14 protein-coding genes and 2 pseudogenes are annotated in these 20,661 nt (G+C 56.4%); 2 read left to right on the forward strand and 14 right to left on the reverse strand.

Annotated features, from left to right (window positions below; all coding sequences use genetic code 11):
* From CFB82_RS39970 to CFB82_RS40070, 13 genes are all read right to left on the reverse strand, one after another.
* Positions 1-1,982 (reverse strand): S8 family peptidase (locus CFB82_RS39970; RefSeq protein WP_256990756.1); only part of this gene is annotated, 1,982 nt, incomplete at its 3' end.
* Between the two features lie 545 nt (positions 1,983-2,527).
* The gene (locus CFB82_RS42780; RefSeq protein ID WP_143751050.1) at positions 2,528-4,537 is read right to left on the reverse strand and encodes an ESPR-type extended signal peptide-containing protein; all 2,010 of its coding nucleotides are present in this window, start codon (positions 4,535-4,537) and stop codon (positions 2,528-2,530) included.
* A gap of 239 nt (positions 4,538-4,776) precedes the next feature.
* A complete protein-coding gene (locus CFB82_RS40000) occupies positions 4,777-6,765 on the reverse strand; it encodes a M66 family metalloprotease (protein WP_256990757.1) in 1,989 nt (662 codons plus the stop codon).
* 43 nt (positions 6,766-6,808) lie between these two features.
* Positions 6,809-8,473: a ShlB/FhaC/HecB family hemolysin secretion/activation protein gene (locus CFB82_RS40005; protein ID WP_373558934.1), complete on the reverse strand. Its 1,665-nt coding sequence runs from the start codon at positions 8,471-8,473 to the stop codon at positions 6,809-6,811.
* Between the two features lie 886 nt (positions 8,474-9,359).
* Positions 9,360-10,232: a response regulator transcription factor gene (locus tag CFB82_RS40015; protein ID WP_089487751.1), complete on the reverse strand. Its 873-nt coding sequence runs from the start codon at positions 10,230-10,232 to the stop codon at positions 9,360-9,362.
* A gap of 285 nt (positions 10,233-10,517) precedes the next feature.
* On the reverse strand, positions 10,518-11,228 hold the full coding sequence (gene aqpZ, locus CFB82_RS40020) for an aquaporin Z (protein WP_089487752.1): 711 nt from the start codon (positions 11,226-11,228) through the stop codon (positions 10,518-10,520).
* A 108-nt stretch (positions 11,229-11,336) separates the two neighbouring features.
* Complete coding sequence (locus CFB82_RS40025; RefSeq protein ID WP_089487764.1) at positions 11,337-11,669, reverse strand: H-NS histone family protein; 333 nt, start codon at positions 11,667-11,669, stop codon at positions 11,337-11,339.
* Between the two features lie 76 nt (positions 11,670-11,745).
* Entirely contained in the window at positions 11,746-12,189 is a 444-nt protein-coding gene (locus tag CFB82_RS44340; RefSeq protein WP_089487753.1) for a septal ring lytic transglycosylase RlpA family protein, read from the reverse strand.
* 497 nt (positions 12,190-12,686) lie between these two features.
* Entirely contained in the window at positions 12,687-14,486 is a 1,800-nt protein-coding gene (locus CFB82_RS40035) for a tetratricopeptide repeat protein (RefSeq protein WP_089487754.1), read from the reverse strand.
* 112 nt (positions 14,487-14,598) lie between these two features.
* On the reverse strand, positions 14,599-15,318 hold the full coding sequence (locus CFB82_RS40040) for an OmpA family protein (protein ID WP_089487755.1): 720 nt from the start codon (positions 15,316-15,318) through the stop codon (positions 14,599-14,601).
* Positions 15,319-15,441: 123 nt separating this feature from the next.
* Positions 15,442-17,283, reverse strand: a complete 1,842-nt coding sequence (locus CFB82_RS42790) for a YadA-like family protein (protein ID WP_143751053.1) — start codon at positions 17,281-17,283, stop codon at positions 15,442-15,444.
* Positions 17,284-17,399: 116 nt separating this feature from the next.
* Positions 17,400-17,762 carry a hypothetical protein gene (locus CFB82_RS40065; RefSeq protein WP_089487757.1) on the reverse strand — a complete coding sequence of 121 codons (363 nt, stop codon included), beginning with the start codon at positions 17,760-17,762 and terminating at the stop codon, positions 17,400-17,402.
* Positions 17,763-17,837: 75 nt separating this feature from the next.
* Complete coding sequence (locus CFB82_RS40070) at positions 17,838-18,716, reverse strand: EAL domain-containing protein (protein WP_089487758.1); 879 nt, start codon at positions 18,714-18,716, stop codon at positions 17,838-17,840.
* A 509-nt stretch (positions 18,717-19,225) separates the two neighbouring features.
* Between CFB82_RS40070 and CFB82_RS40075 the strand changes: the two genes are divergently transcribed.
* Positions 19,226-19,795, forward strand: a complete 570-nt coding sequence (locus tag CFB82_RS40075) for a recombinase family protein (RefSeq protein WP_089487759.1) — start codon at positions 19,226-19,228, stop codon at positions 19,793-19,795.
* 310 nt (positions 19,796-20,105) lie between these two features.
* Positions 20,106-20,345: pseudogene (locus CFB82_RS43605) on the forward strand (IS5/IS1182 family transposase); the annotation flags it as partial.
* A gap of 45 nt (positions 20,346-20,390) precedes the next feature.
* On the opposite strand, the pseudogene CFB82_RS40085 reads toward CFB82_RS43605, so the two are convergent.
* Positions 20,391-20,661, reverse strand: a pseudogene (locus CFB82_RS40085) (IS3 family transposase); the annotation flags it as partial.

Consider the following 20,661-nt stretch of genomic DNA (forward strand, 5'->3'; position numbering starts at 1 on the left):
ACAGCGTGCGTGCCGCCTTGCGGCTGATACTCCACACAAGCACTTGTCGGCACACCGCTCACGGCATAGACCTCCCACGTGCCGGCTGCATTCTCGCCGTAAAATGCGTAACTCCCCAGGCCGTAATTGCTGACGCTGCTGACTCCGCTACCATAGTAGCCGTTATACGGTAGAGACAAGGCCGATATCGTTCCCGATGGCGATTTCACGAAGAAGCCGATGCTGCCTATACATACCGAACCCGACACGCGCAATTGCAGCGCATCTACCTTGTCGCCACCCGTCACGTTGAACTGACCGAGCTTTTGTACCGAGCCGTAATTGAACTGGTTGACGTTGCCGAAAGCGTTCGTGAAATCGGGGATCTTAAGTGCAGGTGACTTGTAGGTGGTGGTGTTCTTCGCCATTTTGACCGCGGCGGCTGCATCGACAAGACCAAAGCCGTACCACGTCGAGTAAGCGTTGCCAGCCGCGTTGGTCTGCCAGCCGTAATCCAAACGCGCCGTGGTGGCGCCATCAACGAGCGACGTACTTGTGTCGGTTGTCGCACTCCCGGTGGTGAGGTCAATCCTAACGTTGCGCTCGTCTCGACTACCATAACCGAGATCGATTTTGCGCGCAGTGACGCGCAGTATGTCGCGCACGTCGCGCCAAGTCAGATTGGGGTTGGCTGTCAGCATAAGGGCCACCACGCCAGTCACCGTGGGCGTGGCCGCCGACGTGCCGTCCATACTGGAATAGTTGCAGTTGGGATTTTCTTTAAGGTTGATGGGCGTGTTCGCGATAGCAAAATCGTAGACATCCTCCGGGTTGACTCGGCTATAGCCGCGGCCGCAACCGCTCAGGTCGGTTGAAAAAATTTTTGGCCCGGTGCCCACCTCGCCGTACCCTCCCCCATTGGCCGATTCACCGCCCAGACCTGTTATCCAGTTGACTGCGCCAGCATCGGAATAGCTTGCCTTCACGCCCATGGCATTGGCCGCGCCGACCACAATCACACCGGGTTCGAGCGCCTCGACGTCGTTAGCCGGGTTCTCGCAACTGATCATGCCAGGGCGACCCACGGTAGGGCAGGTACGAGGCGGGATGTTTGCACCGTCGCTAATCTGCTCATACTCGTTACCTGAGGCCTTCAGCATGACCAGACCGCGTCCGTTGCGCAGGTTCGGGAACGCACGCACCGCGGCTTGCGTGGAGGTTGCGGTGTCGTACTCCGGGGGCGCGAGCGGGTTGTCGCCATACGACGCATTGATAACGTGCGCATCCTTCGACCAAGCGGCGCCGCCATAGGCCATATTGGTGTCTGCATTAGCCGCGCCGACGTAACGCGCACCACCCAGCGTCGCGCGCGGCGCAACGCCCATGACCCCTTTGCCGTTTTGAGCCGCCGCAATGATGCCAGCGACATTGGTGCCGTGCGCAGTATCGATGTTGGCCGCTGTGTCGGGGGGCGTCGGATCAGTCGAACCATCGAAAAAATTGTACGTCATGGACGCATTGATGTTGGGAGCCAGATCTTCGTGCCTCACCTCTAACCCATCGTCGAGTACCAATACGTTCACACCTTGGCCTTTGATTCCGGCAGCATGCACGCTTTCCAAATTGATGTCAGTCGTGCCATCAGCAACCAAACCAAACGCGGCAAAAAAGCTCGTGGCCTGTTTAAGTGCCCACTGATAGGTGTACAGTGGCTCGGTGCTGCCAGTCTTACATGCGTACTTGGGATCAACACCTGTCTCGACGCAGCCCGAGGGGATTGTTCCACCACCATTGCTGCCACCACCGATATTTGTATTGCTGCTGCCGCCCCCTGTATTGGCGTCCGTGCTTGGCGCATCCACACCACCGCACGCACTCAGTGCCACAGCGGCAACGAGCACCAAAACTCGTTTCTTTCTCGTCATAATATTCTCCCACAGTTCACTGCGTCCGTTAGCTTCGAGGCTGCCAGTTGACGCTCGAGCAGGATTTTTCAATTCCATGCCATTCCCTTTCATGCCAACGGCGTCTAAATTGATTTGTTCGCTTGTATGAACTTGTCGCCTCGCACATTGACTTCTCGTTGCTGAAGCAGCCTGCGCTCATTAGACCAAAGACTGATACTACCTCCGATTGATTTTTCCTGAATCACATTCACTCCTTTTAGCAAACACAATATCCTCAGTCTATCGCCGAACGTCACACGCAGGATATTCATTCCACCCGTCGCCCAAACAATTTACGGATTCGTTATATTTATTAATACATTTTCCTATAATTATCAATTCAATACTTCATGGCCGCTTGAAGCGAAGGCCGTACTCCGCACACGTCATCAATCAACACTCCAAGTGTGATCTCTACAATTCCCACCCCAGTCAGCAAGAGTGAGTTAAGTGGGAGATTGAGCACACCTCAATCTCCCGTCACCACGACATCTTCGATAATTACCAGATTTAAGCGCATCAGAATAATAGAACCTGACACTCAACCCTGGTGAGCTTAGCCATCTATGTGATTTTTCGCCTCATCATGCCCAGTGCCATCTTTACCACTGATACAGACCACCAATCTGGGCACCAATCCCACCACCCCCAGTCGCCCCACCAACGCCTATTCGAACCTTTACATTTTCAGTCACACGTCCAACCAGACTGCCTGCAATCCCCTGATAGCCACGATACGTAGACATACTCAGACCGACACCAAACGATTTGTTATTGTCCATCGCTGGCATCCCGGACATCGCCATTGCCGCAGCAATGCCAGAATATGCATTTTTAGATAGATCGTTAATCGCGTTATTGGTCGCATTGATACGTTGATCAGTATAACTATTCGCTTGGTTCACCCCGGATGAGACGGCCTGACGCACCTGCTGCACGGTCGTCGCATCAGTCGGATTCACACCGTCAGCGATATTGGTCAAGCGCCGCTCGTTGCCTGGCGTGCCGAATGAAGCCGTGTTAGGCTCGGTTGCCACCGAGCCCGCACCAATTGCCACCGAGTTGATACCCGCCGCGGTCGCGCCCTTGCCCAGCGCCACGCTCCGATCACCCGATGCAACGGCCCCGCCTCCGCCCGCTACGGCACCTTCACCATTCGCCTGCGATGCCGGTGCGTTCGGATCGTTGACCTTGTAGTAGGTCGTGTTGCCGCTGTTCACGTTGTTCAGCGTTGTCGACAAATTCAATACGCTCGTCGACAGTGACGCCACATTGCTGTTCGTCGAGCTCAGACCCGTCGACAGCGAGCCGAGATTACTGTTTGTTGTGCTCAGCCCCGTCGACAGCGAGCCCAGGCTCGTGGACAGCGACGCGACATTGCTGTTCGTCGTGCTCAGCCCCGTCGAAGTCGACGTCGACAACGACGACAGCTGACCGAAGTTGACCGCATCAGTGGGAGCCGTGCCAGCTGCAACGTTGGTCAGCCGCACAGGAGTCGTAGCGCCGACGCCGCCGAGGGTTACCGAGTTATGCAACGGACTATCGTATTGGACGGCGTTAGCAACACCCGTCGAGAGCGATGCAATATTGCTATTTACCGTACTCAGACCCGTCGACAGCGAACCCAAGCCGGTCGACAACGACGTGACGTTACTGTTCGTCGCGCTCAACCCTGTCGACAGCGAGCTAATCCCGGTCGATGTTGACGTCGACAGCGTATTGATTGCTGTCACGGCCGCATTGAGTTGCGAGCCGTTGATCGCGTCCGTACTCGTCGACGACACTTGCCCCGCCCCGACGTTGGTAATCTGGCGTGTGACTGTGGCGGCAACTTGCGTGCCAGCTACGGTCGTCGTCCCAGTCGGATTGCCGACGCTCACCACGGCGGTTGGCGTCGGACCAGCAAAGTTATAAGTCTGCCCGCCGATCGTAGCGCTCGCGGTCGGGTTCGGCGCAGCCGTAATTGCCCCCATGCCCAACGCAACACTCGATCGGTTTGCCGCGGTCGCCCCCATACCCAGAACCACAGCATTGACCCCCGATGCTACAGCTCCAAAACCCAAAGCAGTGCTGTTGGCCGCTGATGCGGTCGCATAAGCACCTATTGCTGTTGCGACCGCATTCGACGCCAAGGCGCCAGCCCCAATCGCTGTCGTGTTTGCGGCCGACGCTGTCGCGCCATTTCCGACAGCTGTAGCAGGCGCCAGGGCGCCTGGTATATTGAGGTTGTCGTTCGCGACGGCGCTGCAGCCTATAGCAATGGCGCCAGTGCTGCCGGCATTGTTTGCCGCGAGTGGGCCACGGTTGGTGGGCCAGTTTGCGTTCGCCGAATTCACACAATTCGTCCCGCCAATACCAACGGCTTCTGGGGCAGTAGCCGACCCACCGCCCGCGCTATATTGAGCCTGCGCTTGCTGAACCAGCCCGAAGCCCAGCACACACCCCATCGCCACTGAGATTGCCCGCATCGGTACACCACCCACGCCTTGTGTCCGCTTGCTACTGACCGAATCACCTCCCACCGCTCCCTTGCCTTGAGAATGGTCCACCTCTGAGGCCACCACAAACGCCCCCAACGCCTTGTTCCATATCGTTCGATAGATCTTGTTCATAGATCACCTAATTCAATTTGACAATTAATATTTAGCAATACAAAATTTAATATTTACAAAAAAGCAATCGCGCGCAACTTCTCCTTACAAAAAATTTAAACCGTCGTGCTCCCGCCGAAATTCACACCCACCAGCACCGATGACGACCATTTGTGGTCGTCGGACAAGGGCTTTCCCTACTCCATCCCCAGCCGAACCAATTCCGCTTCGTGACTCGACCGCCGTTCAGAGTCGATTCATTAAAATTGTCTACTAAGCAGAATTTTCGGATTTTGCGGCATCCCTTTCCATACCATCGGCGTGTCAAGCAATTCAATCTTCTTAATTAGCCTATCGCCCGGCACATTGATTGCCCATTGCCTGAAGCTGCCTGCGTTCAAAGGATCAACAGCCGATGCGGGCTCCGGATCCTCCGCCTTAAACCACTCTCGAAACCCGTCCTTTAGCACACGAAGCACTTGCGACCCATCGCTGTACGTCACGCGCAGAGTAAAATCGCATCCGCTCGCTACGCAATACCATGGAAAAGTCCCCGTATTGGCCGTAATGGCCTGTAGATCCGCAGCATTCGACGGATCGAAGGTTCGAATCAAGTTGCCGGTAAATTGCTTGGGTTCGTAGATGTATGAAGCACTAGCCGAATTCGCACGACTGAAAGCGATGACGATCGCGCTCACTTTCGTGTCGCGCACCACGGGAAGATTGTGGTTAATGCCATACAATCCCTTGTCGTCGGTCATCGGCTTATATGGAACACGGCGTTGGGTGGCGGTATCCCACTTGCTGTACCCGGTCGCTGATAAGGCATCCATCAGGATTCGCCCCTCCATCCATGCCTGCAAGCGTGCGACGCTGAAATCCGAAAACATCGTGAACTGATAGCCAGGAGACTGATCGCCCGCCCCGCCTTGCATCGGATCCTGTTTGAAGCATCGCCCCTGCGAGTCGAGTTGATGATCGACGCGACATCCAGCGTAGTGTGCTGCACTCGATGGCATCAGGACGTCAAGAAATTCGCGGCGGATCTGATCGTATCCCCATGCACTGCCTGAGACGCTGCCGCCCACGTAGGGATACGTACCGGCGGCATAAGCATCGGCGGCATGCGGCAAGCCGAACGCATGGCCTTGTTCATGGATGAAGACGCCGGAATAGTCATGATCGCCCACCCCCGCGTTGCCCCCACCCAAGCCTCCGCCGACATCGGCGACGGTACCGGCGGAATTCAACGCAATGATCGGGGCGTAGTACTGGTTATTGATGTCGCCCTCACCATTCGCAATACGCATTGCCTGGATCATCGACAATACTGCGGACATCGTGCCGTATCCGTCCTTCTGTTGATCCATGGACGTGATGCCATACGCTGCCTGTGGTGTGCCCGACGCATCCTGTCTCGGGCTAACGACCAAGTATGGCAACGAGAAGTATCCTGCCGCATGCGTATAGATGTTGACGCTCGAGAATGGCCATTTGGCGAAGAGTTCACTTTGGGTCTTCTCGTTTGGCACGGCCACATCCGCCAATGGCACGCTGTTCTTGTCGCTTGCGCCGAACAGGTAGAACGGCGTGATGGTTAGACGCATTTCGCCGTCGCTATTGAACAGTGGCCGCTGAGCGGCACTCGCCAAATAGTTGTCGGCCGACACCACAAAGGTTGTTCCTGGCGCCATCCACGCTGCGGGTACTTCCACACTCCAGCGGTCCGTCGCATACGCGCGGCCTCGCGATTCCGTTCCCGGCAGTACAGACGGCGGGTTCAGTGCCAGCACGCCCAGCCTCATACCATTACGCCACGCCACCAGAACCGGATTCTTGACGTCAGATTGGGCAATACTTGCCAGTGCCAATGCCGTGCGATTTCCCACGACTCTGAGCGTTGCTGCAATCTGCGCAAGCTGCCAGCTACGACCTGCGCTCGGGATGACGTGAGACTGCGCAAAAGACAGGTCGACCAAAGAGAGTGGCGACGTTGGCGCAGGCGTTCCGGTCGATGGTGTCGGGGTATCCGGTATCGGCGTCGTCGGAGTAGCCCCCGTCGCCCCCGGGTCGCGGGGTGGATGCTGGGGACGATTGTCCGACGCACCCAAACCAGAGAAAATCGGCGTTTCTCCGTCACCACCACATGCGGCAAGAACGAATGCTGACGACACGGCAACCACCACAGCGCGTGACATAATGTTGAACGATGGCATGGTGCTAGTTCCTATCTTGTTTGCCGATTTCATGACGCGGCTCCTGATTGAAATTTCCCGATCTCACGTAACACGCTTAGAAATTGGCCGATGCGCTCAAGTACCAGACCATCGAGTGGCCCATACCTGGCAGGACTTTGAACGGCTTGCCTGCCGTGACCGCCACGCTTGCCCACCTTCCGGACATCCTGATACCGCCCGCGACCCCGGCAATCGACCCACCACGCTGCGTACTGTCCTTGTTCGTGACCACTCCCCAGTCGACGCCGGCAAACGGCGTAACTTGTCCGATCGGCGTCAAAAACGGAAAACTGATGGTGTTCGATACATACAATCCTGTATCGCCGTAGGCCGATTGGTCCTTGAAGCCGCGAACCGTGTACTGATCGCCTACCCCAAGTTTGCTGTCGTAATACAAGCTGTTTTTCGAATACTGCGCACCTGCCGATAGCGTGTAATTGGTCCGCAGGCCTCCAATCAAGAAGTCGCGTGACCAGTTCAAATTCAGATTGAACTTGTCATAACGGGAACTCGGTCCCTCGCCTCCAAACTCCGGATCAACCGTTGCTCCAAACCAGCCAATACCGCGAGTCCAACTTACATCGGCAAAGACGGTGCCGCCGAACAGGCTATTCACTCGGTTGAAGCCCATCTGAATGCTCGTATGCGTATTACTATTTATTTCAATCAGTGTATCGTTGATATAGTTACGCACTCGTTTACGATCAAGCGCGACATATACAGTATCCTTACCCGTCTGCGAGCGATTGACCACTCGCGAAATTCGGAAGTTAGCATCTTGCGTATTACCTCTGAGCTGGTAATCACCATAGATTCCCGACAGCACACTTTTTGTCGGCTGAGCGGTATATCGCAGGTCGGCGCTCCAGAATCCAACACGAAATCCGTATGAGACTCCAAGCGAATCATAGGCATAATGCGCCGGATCTTTGTAGTAACGACGTGCTGCCGAAAGCGTCAACATATCGTTCATGCTCAATATATTGGCAATCGAAAAATTCACGCCATATTTGTACAGGCCCTGATCCGCTCGATCACTGAAACCGGAGTTGTCAATCGACGCCGACACGGCAATTGGCTTTGAACGTTCCAGGGCGACGTCCAGATACGAGTACCCGACCTCCTCAGCCGGCACGACATTGATTTTCGCTGCTTTGCCAAGACCGTTCAGATTTTCAATGGCCTGATCGATGTTGCGAATATTCAGAACAGCTCCCTCCATACCAGGCATCGCGCTAGTCAACATCATGCGCTCGCGAATGGTTTCGGGCTCCTGGCCGTTTATACGCCATCCCTTCACATAGCCCCAATTGACCTTCAAAATCAACGTCCCACTCGACAGATTTTGCTCCACAAGAGACACGCTGGTCGTGATGTAGCCGCGCTCATAATAAAAATTTGTCAGGTCCCGAAGCAGGGCGAATATTTCCGTTTTTCCCATCGTCGTGCCCTGATAGCGCTCGACAATTCGATCAATTTCCCGGAAGTGCCTCGCACCGTCCCGGACTTCAATTTGTTCAATCGGAAACCGTGCCTCACCCACGTCCGGCGCTTGTACGGGAGATGGCGCAACGACCTCCGGCTTGGCTGACCACTCCTGCATTTGCTGCTCGATCGATTGTTGTCGTCTCGCCTTCTCATCGAGATCGCGCTCTCGGTCCTGCACCGTCGGTTGCTGCGCACGTAACCCACTCACGCACCCCAGCAGCAAAGCAAATATCGCAGCCGATGCACCCAAGTGCTTGGTCGATGCCGCATACGCGCCATCGCTCAACTCATTTTTATTATTTCCAGTTTTCACTCCAACATTCCCCCAAACTAGCGCTAACGGATTGCGAATATTTCGGCGCACATACGTGCCGTCACTCTCCCGTGACTTCCACGAACGGAATAGCCTTCATGAACTGATGAAGCAATCACATGACTTACAATCGATTGCATTGTATTGGCGAGTCAAAATAGAGCTCGCCTCTCGAGATCGATGCAACCTCGTATCCTTGCAGCCATGGAAGCCTAATTAATAGGCGCATTAACCCATTTCGGCCTCGCGATATCAATTCAATCAATGATTTTCGTCCCAAACTTTGGGGGTGCATCAGAACCGATGTCCGTCAGATACGGGACCCTTTCCCAATCACCGCTGATACCCGCCACTTACCACGCCCCTCACTACACCTCGCGTATTGGTTGTGACCGAACCCTTGTATATCCACCACCCGTTCTCATACAATCTCAAGATGAAGGCTTGTTCAGGCTGACCGCGGTAGACGCTACCTGCAATGGCCACCATATTCATGCCCGGCACCGTCGGCTGAGGCCGTCCCGCAACCGCCATTGCTGCTGCGGCACCACCGTCAGCATCCTTGTGCGCGTCATTTATACTGTTATGCAATCTTTGAATCTGACTGTTTGTGCGACTGCTTGTCTGATCGAATGTATTTTCCAAACACTAATTGAGCTTCTGAACATTGACGGCGTCGGTTGAATTCGTACCAGCAGCGTGATCTGACGCGTTCGACTCGCACTTCCGATTGACATGATGTCATCCGAATTTTTATCAAACAAATATTGATGATTCGAGAAGTCATCAATAGATCATCATCAATCTAAATCTTCAGAAGGCGGTATCCGCGCCTCGCCACAAAGCTCAAACAGTACCCATCAATTCCAGTTAAATTAAGCTTCTTCCGAATTCGCGATATATGCACGACCACCGTTCGTCGCATTGAATCCCCCACATCACCACGCTTCCATGCCCATTCCGCCAGTACTTCGACCGAAATAATCAACGACTGATGACGAAACATATACAAGGCAAGCTTGAATTCCTTGGGCGTCAGAAAGACAAGCTGATCATGTCTCCAGACACGTCCAGATTGCACATCAAATATGTATGCGCCGTACGATTCGTGCTTCGGAGTGAACTCGCGCACCTGGCCACGACGAAGGAGTGCGTCGACCCGGGCCACCAAGACGCTCGCGCTGATCGGCCAGATTTCCACAACATCAGCCCCAGACTCCATCATCGAAACCGCTTGATAGTCGGGTGCTGCCCCCACGACCAAGATGGGTATGCGACGCGTCTGCTCGCTCTGTCGAATCTGACGTAGCGCATTATTGCAAGACTTCCCGATTACCTCGCCACCCAACACGATCACATCGCTGGGTTGGGTACTTTGATCAAGAATAAACTCACGGACAGACATATATTGCAGACAAATCCACGCCGACTCTGACAGAATATGTCCGATTGAACTTGCTCGATCGATATTGACATCTACCACTGCTATGCGGGATTGATACGATCGCATCACGGGCTGCTTTAAAATATCGCCCAACTCGCTCCTCTCGCTCGATATTAACGACATGCCGCCTCCCTGACATATGATATTAATTGCCAAGACAAATGAAATCGCAGAAGATGCACCCAATCTCAAATCTATTACATCACACAATCGCATAGCGACAGTGCCCGCCATTCATTTACTCACTCCAGCTATCGATGCTGTCAGCGCTCATCAAACAGCAAAGCTGCCACACATCGTCACTGTCGCTTCTCTCTGAATATCCTCGTGACGCATTGCCTCGATCAATGTGTCGTTCATGGCATCGCGAAATATCGTTCGGTTACGCTCACGTCAAGCATCGACTTTTCTCATTCCATCTATAGCCAGATCCCCACCTCGATCGCGCGCAAGTCTTCTTGGCGCCCTCGACGCTCTCATGAACGAAGTCCCCCGACGTTCGAATCGCGCCAATTTCCACTACACTGCTGGCGGCCGCTCCCCGGCAAGCATCGGGTAATACAGGCCTGCCACGCATGCACCAACGAGTGGCGCAATCCAAAACAGCCACAACTGGCTCACAGCCGCCTCCCCGATGAACAATGCTGGTGCAGTCGAACGCGCCGGATTAATCGAGGTGTTGGTGACCGGAATCGAAATCAGGTGAATCAAAGTCAAACACAAGCCAATCGCAATCGGCGCAAATCGGCCGGCAGCACGAGAATCCGTTGCCCCCAGAATCACGAGAAGAAAGAATCCAGTCAGCACTGCCTCACACACGAAGGCGGCCAACATCGAATAGTGTCCAGGCGAACGATCGTCATACCCATTCGTGGCGAACCCGCTGCCAACGAGATCGAAGTTCGAATTTCCGGCGGCGATGATCCACAAGACCAGAGCACCACATCCCGCACCCAGAAGCTGGGCCAGCACATACGGGATGACATCACGTGCCGGAAATCGTCCGGCAACACACAGACCAACCGTCACAGCCGGATTCAAATGACAGCCCGACACATGGCCGATCGCGTACGCCATGGTCAATACGGACAAACCAAACGCGAGCGATACGCCAATAAACCCAATTCCCAAGGACGGGTAAGCTGCTGCGAGTACCGCACTGCCGCACCCACCCAGCACCAACCACATCGTCCCCAGCAGTTCTGCTGCAAAGCGTTGTTGCTGCGACATATCGCTCCCTCAAAATGGATTTCCCGCTTAAAACACCCTAAAACAGTTCAACGATTTGTCCGTGACTTTCCCGATTTGAAATCCATTCTTGCGTGCCGCCCAAGACGATCAGTCGGGCTGCGAGCCACTTTCCTGCTCTGCGCTCCCATTGGATTCCGGCGTCTCCCTCGCATCATGTCGCTTTTCAGATGACGGCAAGCGATACGACTCCATATCTGCCTTTTCCAACCATTTAGGCCGCCGCCCGCGCCCCGACCACGTGGCCCCCGTGAGGGGATTCCAATACTTGGCCTCTCTCTTGTGCCTCGCATTCCCTACAATTTCACGCATCTCGGCAGCGCTAATGCCGAACTCTACGATGAGTTTTCCGATCTCGCGTATAACGGTATGGCGTTCCGCTTCGCGCATCTTCTCTATTTCCTCATCAAGCTTCGCACGCATCAAGACTAGCTCTCGGTACTCTTTCACATTCCACTCCATACGTAGCCTCGCGTATCACGCTTGCTTTGCACGAAGCCTAAGGCGTCGATACCGACTTGATCATCACCCGCGCCGTACCCGTTCGAGGCAAATCCAGTTGCTCGGCCGCCGCCATCGACAAATCTACGATTCGATCGCGCACATACGGGCCGCGATCATTGATTCGAACGACTACCGAGCGACCGCTCTCCAGGTGTGTAACGCGTACGTGCGTTCCCAACGACAATGTTCGATGAGCCGCTGTCAATGCATACATGTTGAAGCGTTCACCGCTTGCCGTACGCCGCCCGTGAAACGGCTTGCCGTACCAGGACGCCGTACCAATCTGAACAACGTCGTCTTTCGATCGCATCGACCTACTGGATGGTCCCACCGGGTCAACAACATGGCTTTCTCGAACATCGGGTTGCCCGGCCACATCGAATTGGGTGATCACGTTAGTCTTGACGCCCTGCAACTCCGTCTCGAATTGATCTTTCATCGGAACATCGGGTGCTGTTTCACATGCTGTCAGTACACTGCATGCCAACATGCACACGATCCCCGTCCATAGTCCGCATTTCATTTACAAACCTCGTCAAAACACAGCGTCACGAGTGCGTGACGACAGCGCTCGCGTACAAACGCCTCAAGCACATAACCTGATGGCGCCCGCTGATTGCCAAGCGTTTTGACCACAGTCAATTGCGTGCCTGCGACCAACCATACCGGTTCACACTCACCCAACACATACGCTTGACATGCGCTTGACAAACTAAGTACATCCCCTTCTTTAAAAATCATTACCACAATTTCAACTTAAATTTATAGACAATCTCATTAACTGATAGAGAGCAAATCCCGCAATTGGTATCGCCAATGCAAAAAAAAATTTTTCTGCTGCTAAAATTCTGCCGAACCAGACTTGTTGGTCGTACTCGTCGCAATGATGGATATGATTCATTCGCTTGCCCCTGATTTGTCTATCCGGTCTATTCGTCATGTCGTATGACAACGCTCGGCCACTTTCGAGAGGTCCGCTGCCACACGCTGCAAAACAGGATCCCATTGCCCGTACCGCGTCTGTCGATAAAGCTTGACCGATGGGTACCATGGGCTATCCTCGCGTCCAAGCATCCAGGTCCAGTGCGGATTTACATCCAGCAGCAGCCATGTCGCTATGCCCAACCCACCGGCAAGATGCGCGATAGAAGTACAAACGGTGATAACCAGATCGAGATTCTTGAGATAGGCCGCCGTATCGTCAAACGTGAAAAATTCCTCGGTATGATCGGCAATCTGCAAACCGCCTCGTCTCATCGACTGGGCGTCATCTTGGGCATCCTTCTGCAGGCTGAAGAACTCGACGCCTTCGATACCCGCGCATGCTTGCGCGTACGCAACCGGATTTACCGACCGCATCGGATTGCGCTGATGCGTGCGACTGCCGGACCACGCCAGCCCGACTTTCATTCCGCGCGAACCCGGCAAGCGTTCTCGCCACATTTCCACCCGCGCAGCATCAGCCTTCAGATACCGGTGACTCATCGGCAAGTCATCAAGACGAACACCTAAGCGCAGCGGCAAACTGGCCAGCGGCACATGCCAATCTCCAGGCGGGAACGTTTTCGGGTCCTGGGTTGCCACAATGGGTGTCACGATGTCGGCCAAGCTGCGTTGAAGCAAAGGTTGCAACTCGGGGTACGTGCAGTACACGATCGTGCCGCCCTCTCGCTTGACGCGCTCCGCCAGTGGACGTACAAACCGGACAAACTGCAGCACGTCGCCAAACCCTTGCTCGCCCCACACCACGAGCGTCTTGCCTTTCAATAGCTGCCCTTCCCACTGCGGGATAGGTAAATCGGGATAGCGATTTCGCAACTCGCGTGAACCGTGCCAGCGCGCTTCATGATTGGCCAAGCCGGAGGCGTATTCGCCTCGCATCAACTGCAACATCGCCATCACCCATGTCGTCGTCGCATTAGGCATCAGGGTGTGAGCGCGCTGGCTCGACACCCACGCCTGATCCCATTCCTGCAACTCCTTCAGTACACTCACATGGACCTGAAGGGCAATCGAATAGCCTGGCTGAAGCGCTAAAGCCCGTTCAACCGCGATCAATGCCGCTGCAAGCTCGCCGTGCCGACACAGTACTGTCGCGTAGTTCGTCCATGCCATCTCGTTGCGCGGCTCATCGACCAGTGCTCGCTCAAGCAGCTTCCGCGCCTGTACCGTGTCTTCACGCTCCAGGTACAGCGCGGCTAGATTGTTGGTAAGCATCGGGCGATTCGGGGTCAGCCGCGCACAACATTCATAGGACACCAGCGCCGACGCGTGTTGCCCCAGAAGATGCTGGACATACCCTCGCCAGAACCATGCCTCGCTACTCTCTGGAGCACACGTACAGTGCATCTGCATAATCTCGTTCGCGCGCAGGTGATCGCCGAAATGCACCAGCAACTCCACCCACTCGATCACCCATGCCTCGCCCTGGCGGCCTTCTTGCCACGCGCGGCCGAACCAGTCGCTGGCAGTTGCCAGCTCAGCGGCCGCAATCGCATGACGTGCACACTCGACCAACGCCTCAACGTGCTGATCATCCTGTTTCAGCGCGTGCGCCAACATGGCCTTCGCTTCCTGGCCTCGCCCACGAAGCATCAATACGCGTGCCAGTAGGACCAGCTCGTGAGGATCCTTCGATTCCGCAGCGCGGCGCGCCTCCAACATCATGGCGGCACCCACCACATCACCTCGCGCCAGCGCGATATCCACCGCTTCCAAATGAAGGTTGCGTTTCATCTATCGGACTCCCACTCGTGGATCCAGTCAGCCAGGCCGCTCTATAGCCATCTATCGCATCGCAGTAGCCGCCGCTAATGCCGCCAAGTTCGGCGGCATTAACGGCCCAGGATTACCGCAGCCCCTCGAGCGTGAGCTCCACTCGACGATTCAAGGCGCGTCCTTGCGCCGTCGCATTCGAGGCCGTCGGATTGGATGCCCCATGGCCCTTCACCACGTATTCCCGCGCTTTCAACCCATGTGACTCCAGATACCCAGCGACCATTTGTGCGCGTCGCTGCGACAGCGCCTGATTACGCGCCGCAGAGCCGCGCGAATCGGTATAGCCGTCAACCGTCACGCGGTCGAACTGCATTCCGCTCGCCTCCTCCAGCAGCTTGTCGAGCTTCTCCTGACCAGCTTGGCGCAGCGTCGACTTGTTGGTATCGAACAATGCGTCCCCGCCCAGGGATACCTTTTGCGGCGGCATCGCCACCGGCGCAGGCACCGGGGTTTGCGCTACCGGCTGCGCGGCCGGCTTCGGCGGTTCAACCGGTGCGCCACACTGGAACATCAGCGCGTTCGTATCCGGCTTGCCTTCCGTGCGCGAACCCAGCGGCGCATAGTCTTGCAGCGGATACACCGGCTTGCCCTTGGCATACTTGTCACAGATCTCCTTCGCCTTCGTAAAACAAGCACTACGACCTTCGAAGATCCCATAGCAGGTCACTTCGTATGCAGCAGGCCCGTCCACCCGGGCGACCGAGCGGGCCGTAAAGGTCGGCCCGCTCGACAGACAGCCGGCCAGAACCGCGGAAGCACCAAGCGCCAGCAACAGATTGATTGCCTTCATTATTTGAACTCCTTCTCTAATTTAATTAGTAAACCTTAGTGATATCTCGATATCCACTTCGTCGAAGCAGCGCTGACATCGCACGTTGGGACACCCCCCGGACAACCCGGGCCAGTCATACACTTACCACTGGTACGACACGCCGCCACCGTAAGTTTGGCCACCACTACTTAGCCCAACGCCCGCCTTCAGTTTCAGGTTCTCCGTCATCCGCGCACTCACACCAATCGCTGTTGCGACGTGCCCCTGGAAGGATGCCGCACCCACCCCCACCGCAATCGACTTACCCAGATCGACTTCAGGAATCATGGTCAGTGCCGTCGCCGCCGCAATCCCGGAGTACGCGTGTTTGGCCACATCGCCAATCGCCTTGTTGGTGTCGGCGATGCGCTTGTCGGTATAGCTATTAGCCTGTCCGACACCCGCGGCAACCGCGTTGTTCACTTGCTGGAGGTTGGTCGCATCCGTGGGATTCACGCCTGCGGCAATATTGGTTAGGCGTCTCTCGTTGCCAGGCGTGCCGAATGAAGCCGTGTTACGCTCGGTTGCCACGGAGCCCGCACCAATTGCCACCGAGTTCGTACCCGCCGCGGTTGCGTCCTTGCCCAGCGCCACGCTCCGATCACCCGATGCAACGGCCCCGCCTCCGCCCGCTACGGCGCCTTCACCACTCGCCTGCGATGCCGGTGCGTTCGGATCGTTTACCTTGTAGTAGGTCGTGTTGCCGCCGTTCACGTTGTTCAGCGTCGTAGACAGATTCGATACGCTCGTCGACAGTGACGCAACATTGCTGTTTGTCGAGCTTAGACCCGTCGACAGCGAGCCGAGATTACTGTTTGTCGAGCTCAGCCCGGTCGACAGTGAGCCCAGGCTCGTGGACAGCGATGCGACATTGCTGTTCGTCGTGCTCAGCCCCGTCGAAGTCGACGTCGACAACGACGACAGCTGACCGAAGTTGACCGCATCAGTGGGAGCCGTGCCAGCTGCAACGTTGGTCAGCCGCACAGGAGTCGTTGCGCCGACGCCGCCGAGAGTTACCGAGGTATGCAACGCGTTGTCGTATTGAACCGCGTTGGCGACACCGGTCGACAGCGATGCGATATTGCTGTTGACCGTGCTCAGCCCCGTCGACAGCGAACCGACATTGCTGTTCGTCGTGCTCAACCCCGTCGACAACGAGCTAATCCCGGTCGATGTTGACGTCGACAGCGTATTGATTGCTGTCACGGCCGCATTGAGTTGCGAGCCGTTGATCGCGTCGGTGCTAGTCGTCGACACTCGGCCCGCGGCAACATTCGTAATTGTACGTACCGGTTGGAATTGGTTGGAGTCGCCCCCCACACTTACTGTGCTAATCGCATTGGTTCCGCTGAATGTATATGTCTGACCGCCAATCGTCGCGCTTGGCGTATTCACAACCGGCGCCGTCTCTGAACGCGAGCCCAGCGCAACCGCCCCGGGGTCTAAGGCACTAGCCATAAATCCTAGTGCGACAGTGCTGTTATCGTCCACCCCGTTGCGCCCCCCCGCATAAGCAAGAGGTCCAATTGCAACATTCATCCCATTGCCACCATTGGTAACGCCAGGTGTGCCCGCCTGTGCGCCACATCCAATTGCAATATTCCCCAAACCAGTATTGAATGCGAATGTTTCTGCCTGCGCAGGACTCGAACAGCCTACGTTACTGATTGCCGTACCGGGGGCACCTGGCACGACGACGCCACCTCCAACTGCTTGCGCATCCGCTCGCTGAGACAGTCCGAAACCTAGAATACACCCCAACACCGCTATCGCAAGCGTGCGCATCGGGACACCAGATCCGCATGCCGACACGTTCAGATTCCCCGCACGCGTATCTGCCACTTCACACCCCGTCCGCCCTTTGCCTTGCGCACTATCCAGTTCAGAAGCCGCTACGAACGCTCCCAGAGCCTTGTTCCATACCGTTCGATAGATCTTATTCATTTCTAGTCCTTATGAATTAAGATTTTTAGTTTATATAATTAGGCATCCAAATTGATGCACACACATTTCTCGTGTCACATACCGCCTTTACTGCCAACCGCCCAGTGCCAGCCCCATCACCTCAACAGCAATCGCAAAATCGCGCCATGCTCGTACCCGTAGCTGTACATCCGCCGCCGAAAGCTACACATCAGCGCCAGCCCCTGCGTCTCGCCCCCAGCTGCGCCTGCCCTGTATGGCCACGCTATCGCCGAGTCCGCTCCATACAGCCCCACGACAATGCCGGCGTCGTATGCTTCTCGCGCCGACACCCGCTTCTCCTCGTCCAGATAGAGATCAATCAACAAGTACGCCGATTGCCTCAGCCGCTCCATCAACTCCTCGATCTCGGCTGGGTCATCCACCGCCCAGTCATATCCCGGCCGCACCGCCAGCAAGGATTGGACGAAATTTGAAAATGCCTCTCCGTCTTGCCTCATCACTCCCCCACTCGAATTAAGCCCATCGATTCAGATGCCGGCTTACCTCAACCACACCACCACTCCACATTCGTGTCAGGTTGTTGCAAGATCCGCGAAGCGACCCAGCTGATCGACCTCGCGCTCAAGTCCGCTCGACCATCCCGGCCTCGAGAGCAAGCACTCACAGCCCAACCCACTGCCTTGCCCCCATTGCGCACCAGCCTCCTGGGCAACTTGCAATGAGACTTCGTCCTCGACTCCCTCCACCACCACGCACGGCACCATGTCTCGCGCCAGGGCGACTAGGTCAGCCACGCGCCGAGCTCGCCTCGCGGTCAGCCCCGACAACAGCGATCCGTCTAGCTTGATGATGTCGGGCGCGTCGATCTCCATCGCCGTCTGCACCCCATACCGCACGCCAAACCCATCAATGGCCACATGGCACCCGACCGCCCGCAGCGCCTTGCGAATCTCGCGCCCCGTGCCCGGCACCAGCACAGCCGCCTCCGGAATCTCAAACACCAGACGCCGAGCAACCTCGGGACGGTGCGCCAACCCGTCCAGCACCGGCTCCCACCACGTGGGATCGCTCACACCCGCCGACGACAGATTGACTCCCAGACACAAGGACGGCGCGCTACCCAACAACGCCACGGCGCGACGCACCACTAGCGCATCCAGGCGCGCCAAGACGCCCAGTTGGTGCAGGTAGGGAAGAAAGTGATTCGGCGACAGCAGCAGCCCGTCGCCTAAACGCAGGCGCGCCTGTGACTCCCGGTATAGGATCGAGCCGGATTGCTCAAGTCTAACAATTGACTGACAGGCCAATTCGATGGCTCCCCGCCGGAGTGCTTGCGCCATCTCCGCTGCGCTCACTATCTCGCGCCGGATACGGGGCTGGTTCACGACCTGAGTCGGCGTCCGCCACCCCTTGCCGCATGCTCCGAAGGTCGTCCCGGTTTTCATGATCATTTCCCCGTCCGCACAGTCGCAATTCTGTTTGCTTTTTGGCGCTACCTCGGCCCGGTACGAGCCCCCTCAAAAAAGGGTCCTTTGTATCAAAGTGAGTTTTAAGCGTGTTGCCCTAGACAGGACGGGGCTCTGCGGGCGAGCCAAGAGGCCGGACAAAAAGGACCCCTTTTGTCCAGTACAATTCGATACGCGTTTTCCAGAATTCACTTTGCTTAACAAAGCGTCGTTTTTTGTCCAATTTTCTATGTCGCCCGAACCCTCAAAGTGCGAGCTAGCGAGCCGGATCGCGACGGTAATATAGAGTCAGACCCGTATTTAAAGTAGATTTGTGCCACCCGCTTTGTTCGGTGCCCCCTCCTCACGCCCCCCTGCCACCCAAGTATTCAACCGCTCACAGCCATGTATTCACCTTCGATATCTGTCGAACCACCACCCCTGTGTCGCCCCTGCCCGCCCATCCTGTCGTCCGCCTGCACACGCGGATGCCCGGCCAGACACAAGGTCAAGCAATGAAAATCGGATACGCGCGTGTTTCAACAGACGAGCAAGATCTTGCGCTGCAGATTGATGCCCTGACCGAGGCCGGATGCCAACATATTTTTACCGATCATGGCATATCCGGCTCGGAGTTCCAGCGCCCCGGCCTCGAGAACGCCTTGACCAAGCTGTCCATCAACGACACGCTGGTGGTCTGGCGGCTCGACCGACTCGGGCGCTCCCTCGGCAAGCTGGTCGAGCTCATCAGTCATCTCGGGCATCGGGAAGTCAATTTCCAATCGTTGAGCGAGTCCATCAACACTCACTCCGCCGGAGGCATGCTGGTCTTTCATATGATGGCCGCGCTGGCAGAATTTGAACAACGGCTGATCAGCGAGCGAACACGCGCCGGGATTGCCGCAGCGCGAGCGCGCGGTGCACGCATTGGACGCAAGCCGGCCCTCACCGCGGCACAACGATCACTCGCCATCACGATGCTCAAAACCAACCCGATCAGTGAAGTCGCTCGTACCTTCGGCGTTCACCCCCGAACCGTGAGGCGACTTCAGATTCAAAGCCAATCGCATACCCAATCGTCTTGAAGCATGTCTAGTACTACAGGGCACCTCGAATTACCGCTCTTTTGAGCGGTTCTGTCGCGATAACGGAGGGGAGACGAGGTTGATCGCCATTTTCAGGAATCCTTACATCACCAGTGAGTAGAACTGCGCTGCCACTGACGGATGGGCGCCTTCTTTCACCCGCATCTGCCCTTTGCGGATCATATGCAGTCGGACATGCAAAACATAGTGGAACCAAGCCCTGCAAGGGATTGCCGGGAGCCGGATATGCTGCGAACTCCCAGAACGAATATCGATCTGATTTAGAACCTGGGAGCTGGAGCGCGCCGACATGACCGACGATTTCTTCCGAAGCCGCCTTGATTCGATGATCGACCTGCGCCATCCGCTTGCGGTGCTCGCGACGCGCATGCCGTGGGCGCAGCTCGAAGCTACGATGGCGCCGCTGTTCGCGCATCGCAATCGTGAAGGCATTGCTGCGCAGGTGATCGATCTGTTCGGCGCGACAGCGCAACTTGCCGGCGCGGGCGTGAGCGCAGCGGGCCGACCGCGGTTGCCGATTCGCCGCATGCTCGGGTGAGCTTCCCCCGGTTTTTCGCGCACCAAGGGCGAGTCGTTATGCTGCCAGATTTTGCTCGTCCTGCGTGCGGAGCCAGTCGTGAAAAAACTGGGTTGGCGACACCTGACCGAGCGTGGAGTGGCGGCGCCTCCGGTTGTAAAACACTTCGATGTATTCGAACAGATCGGCTTTCGCTTCGGCGGCGCTGGAAGTCATCCGAGCAGTACTGGCTGCCGCGATCCGAATGATGCATCGCGCCCGGCGCTGGCTGACGGCGGAACCACGCCATCGTCAATGCGTCGGTTACCAGATCGGCCTTCATGCGTGA

Source organism: Burkholderia sp. HI2714 (assembly GCF_002223085.1).
Taxonomy (GTDB): Bacteria; Pseudomonadota; Gammaproteobacteria; order Burkholderiales; family Burkholderiaceae; genus Burkholderia; species Burkholderia lata_D.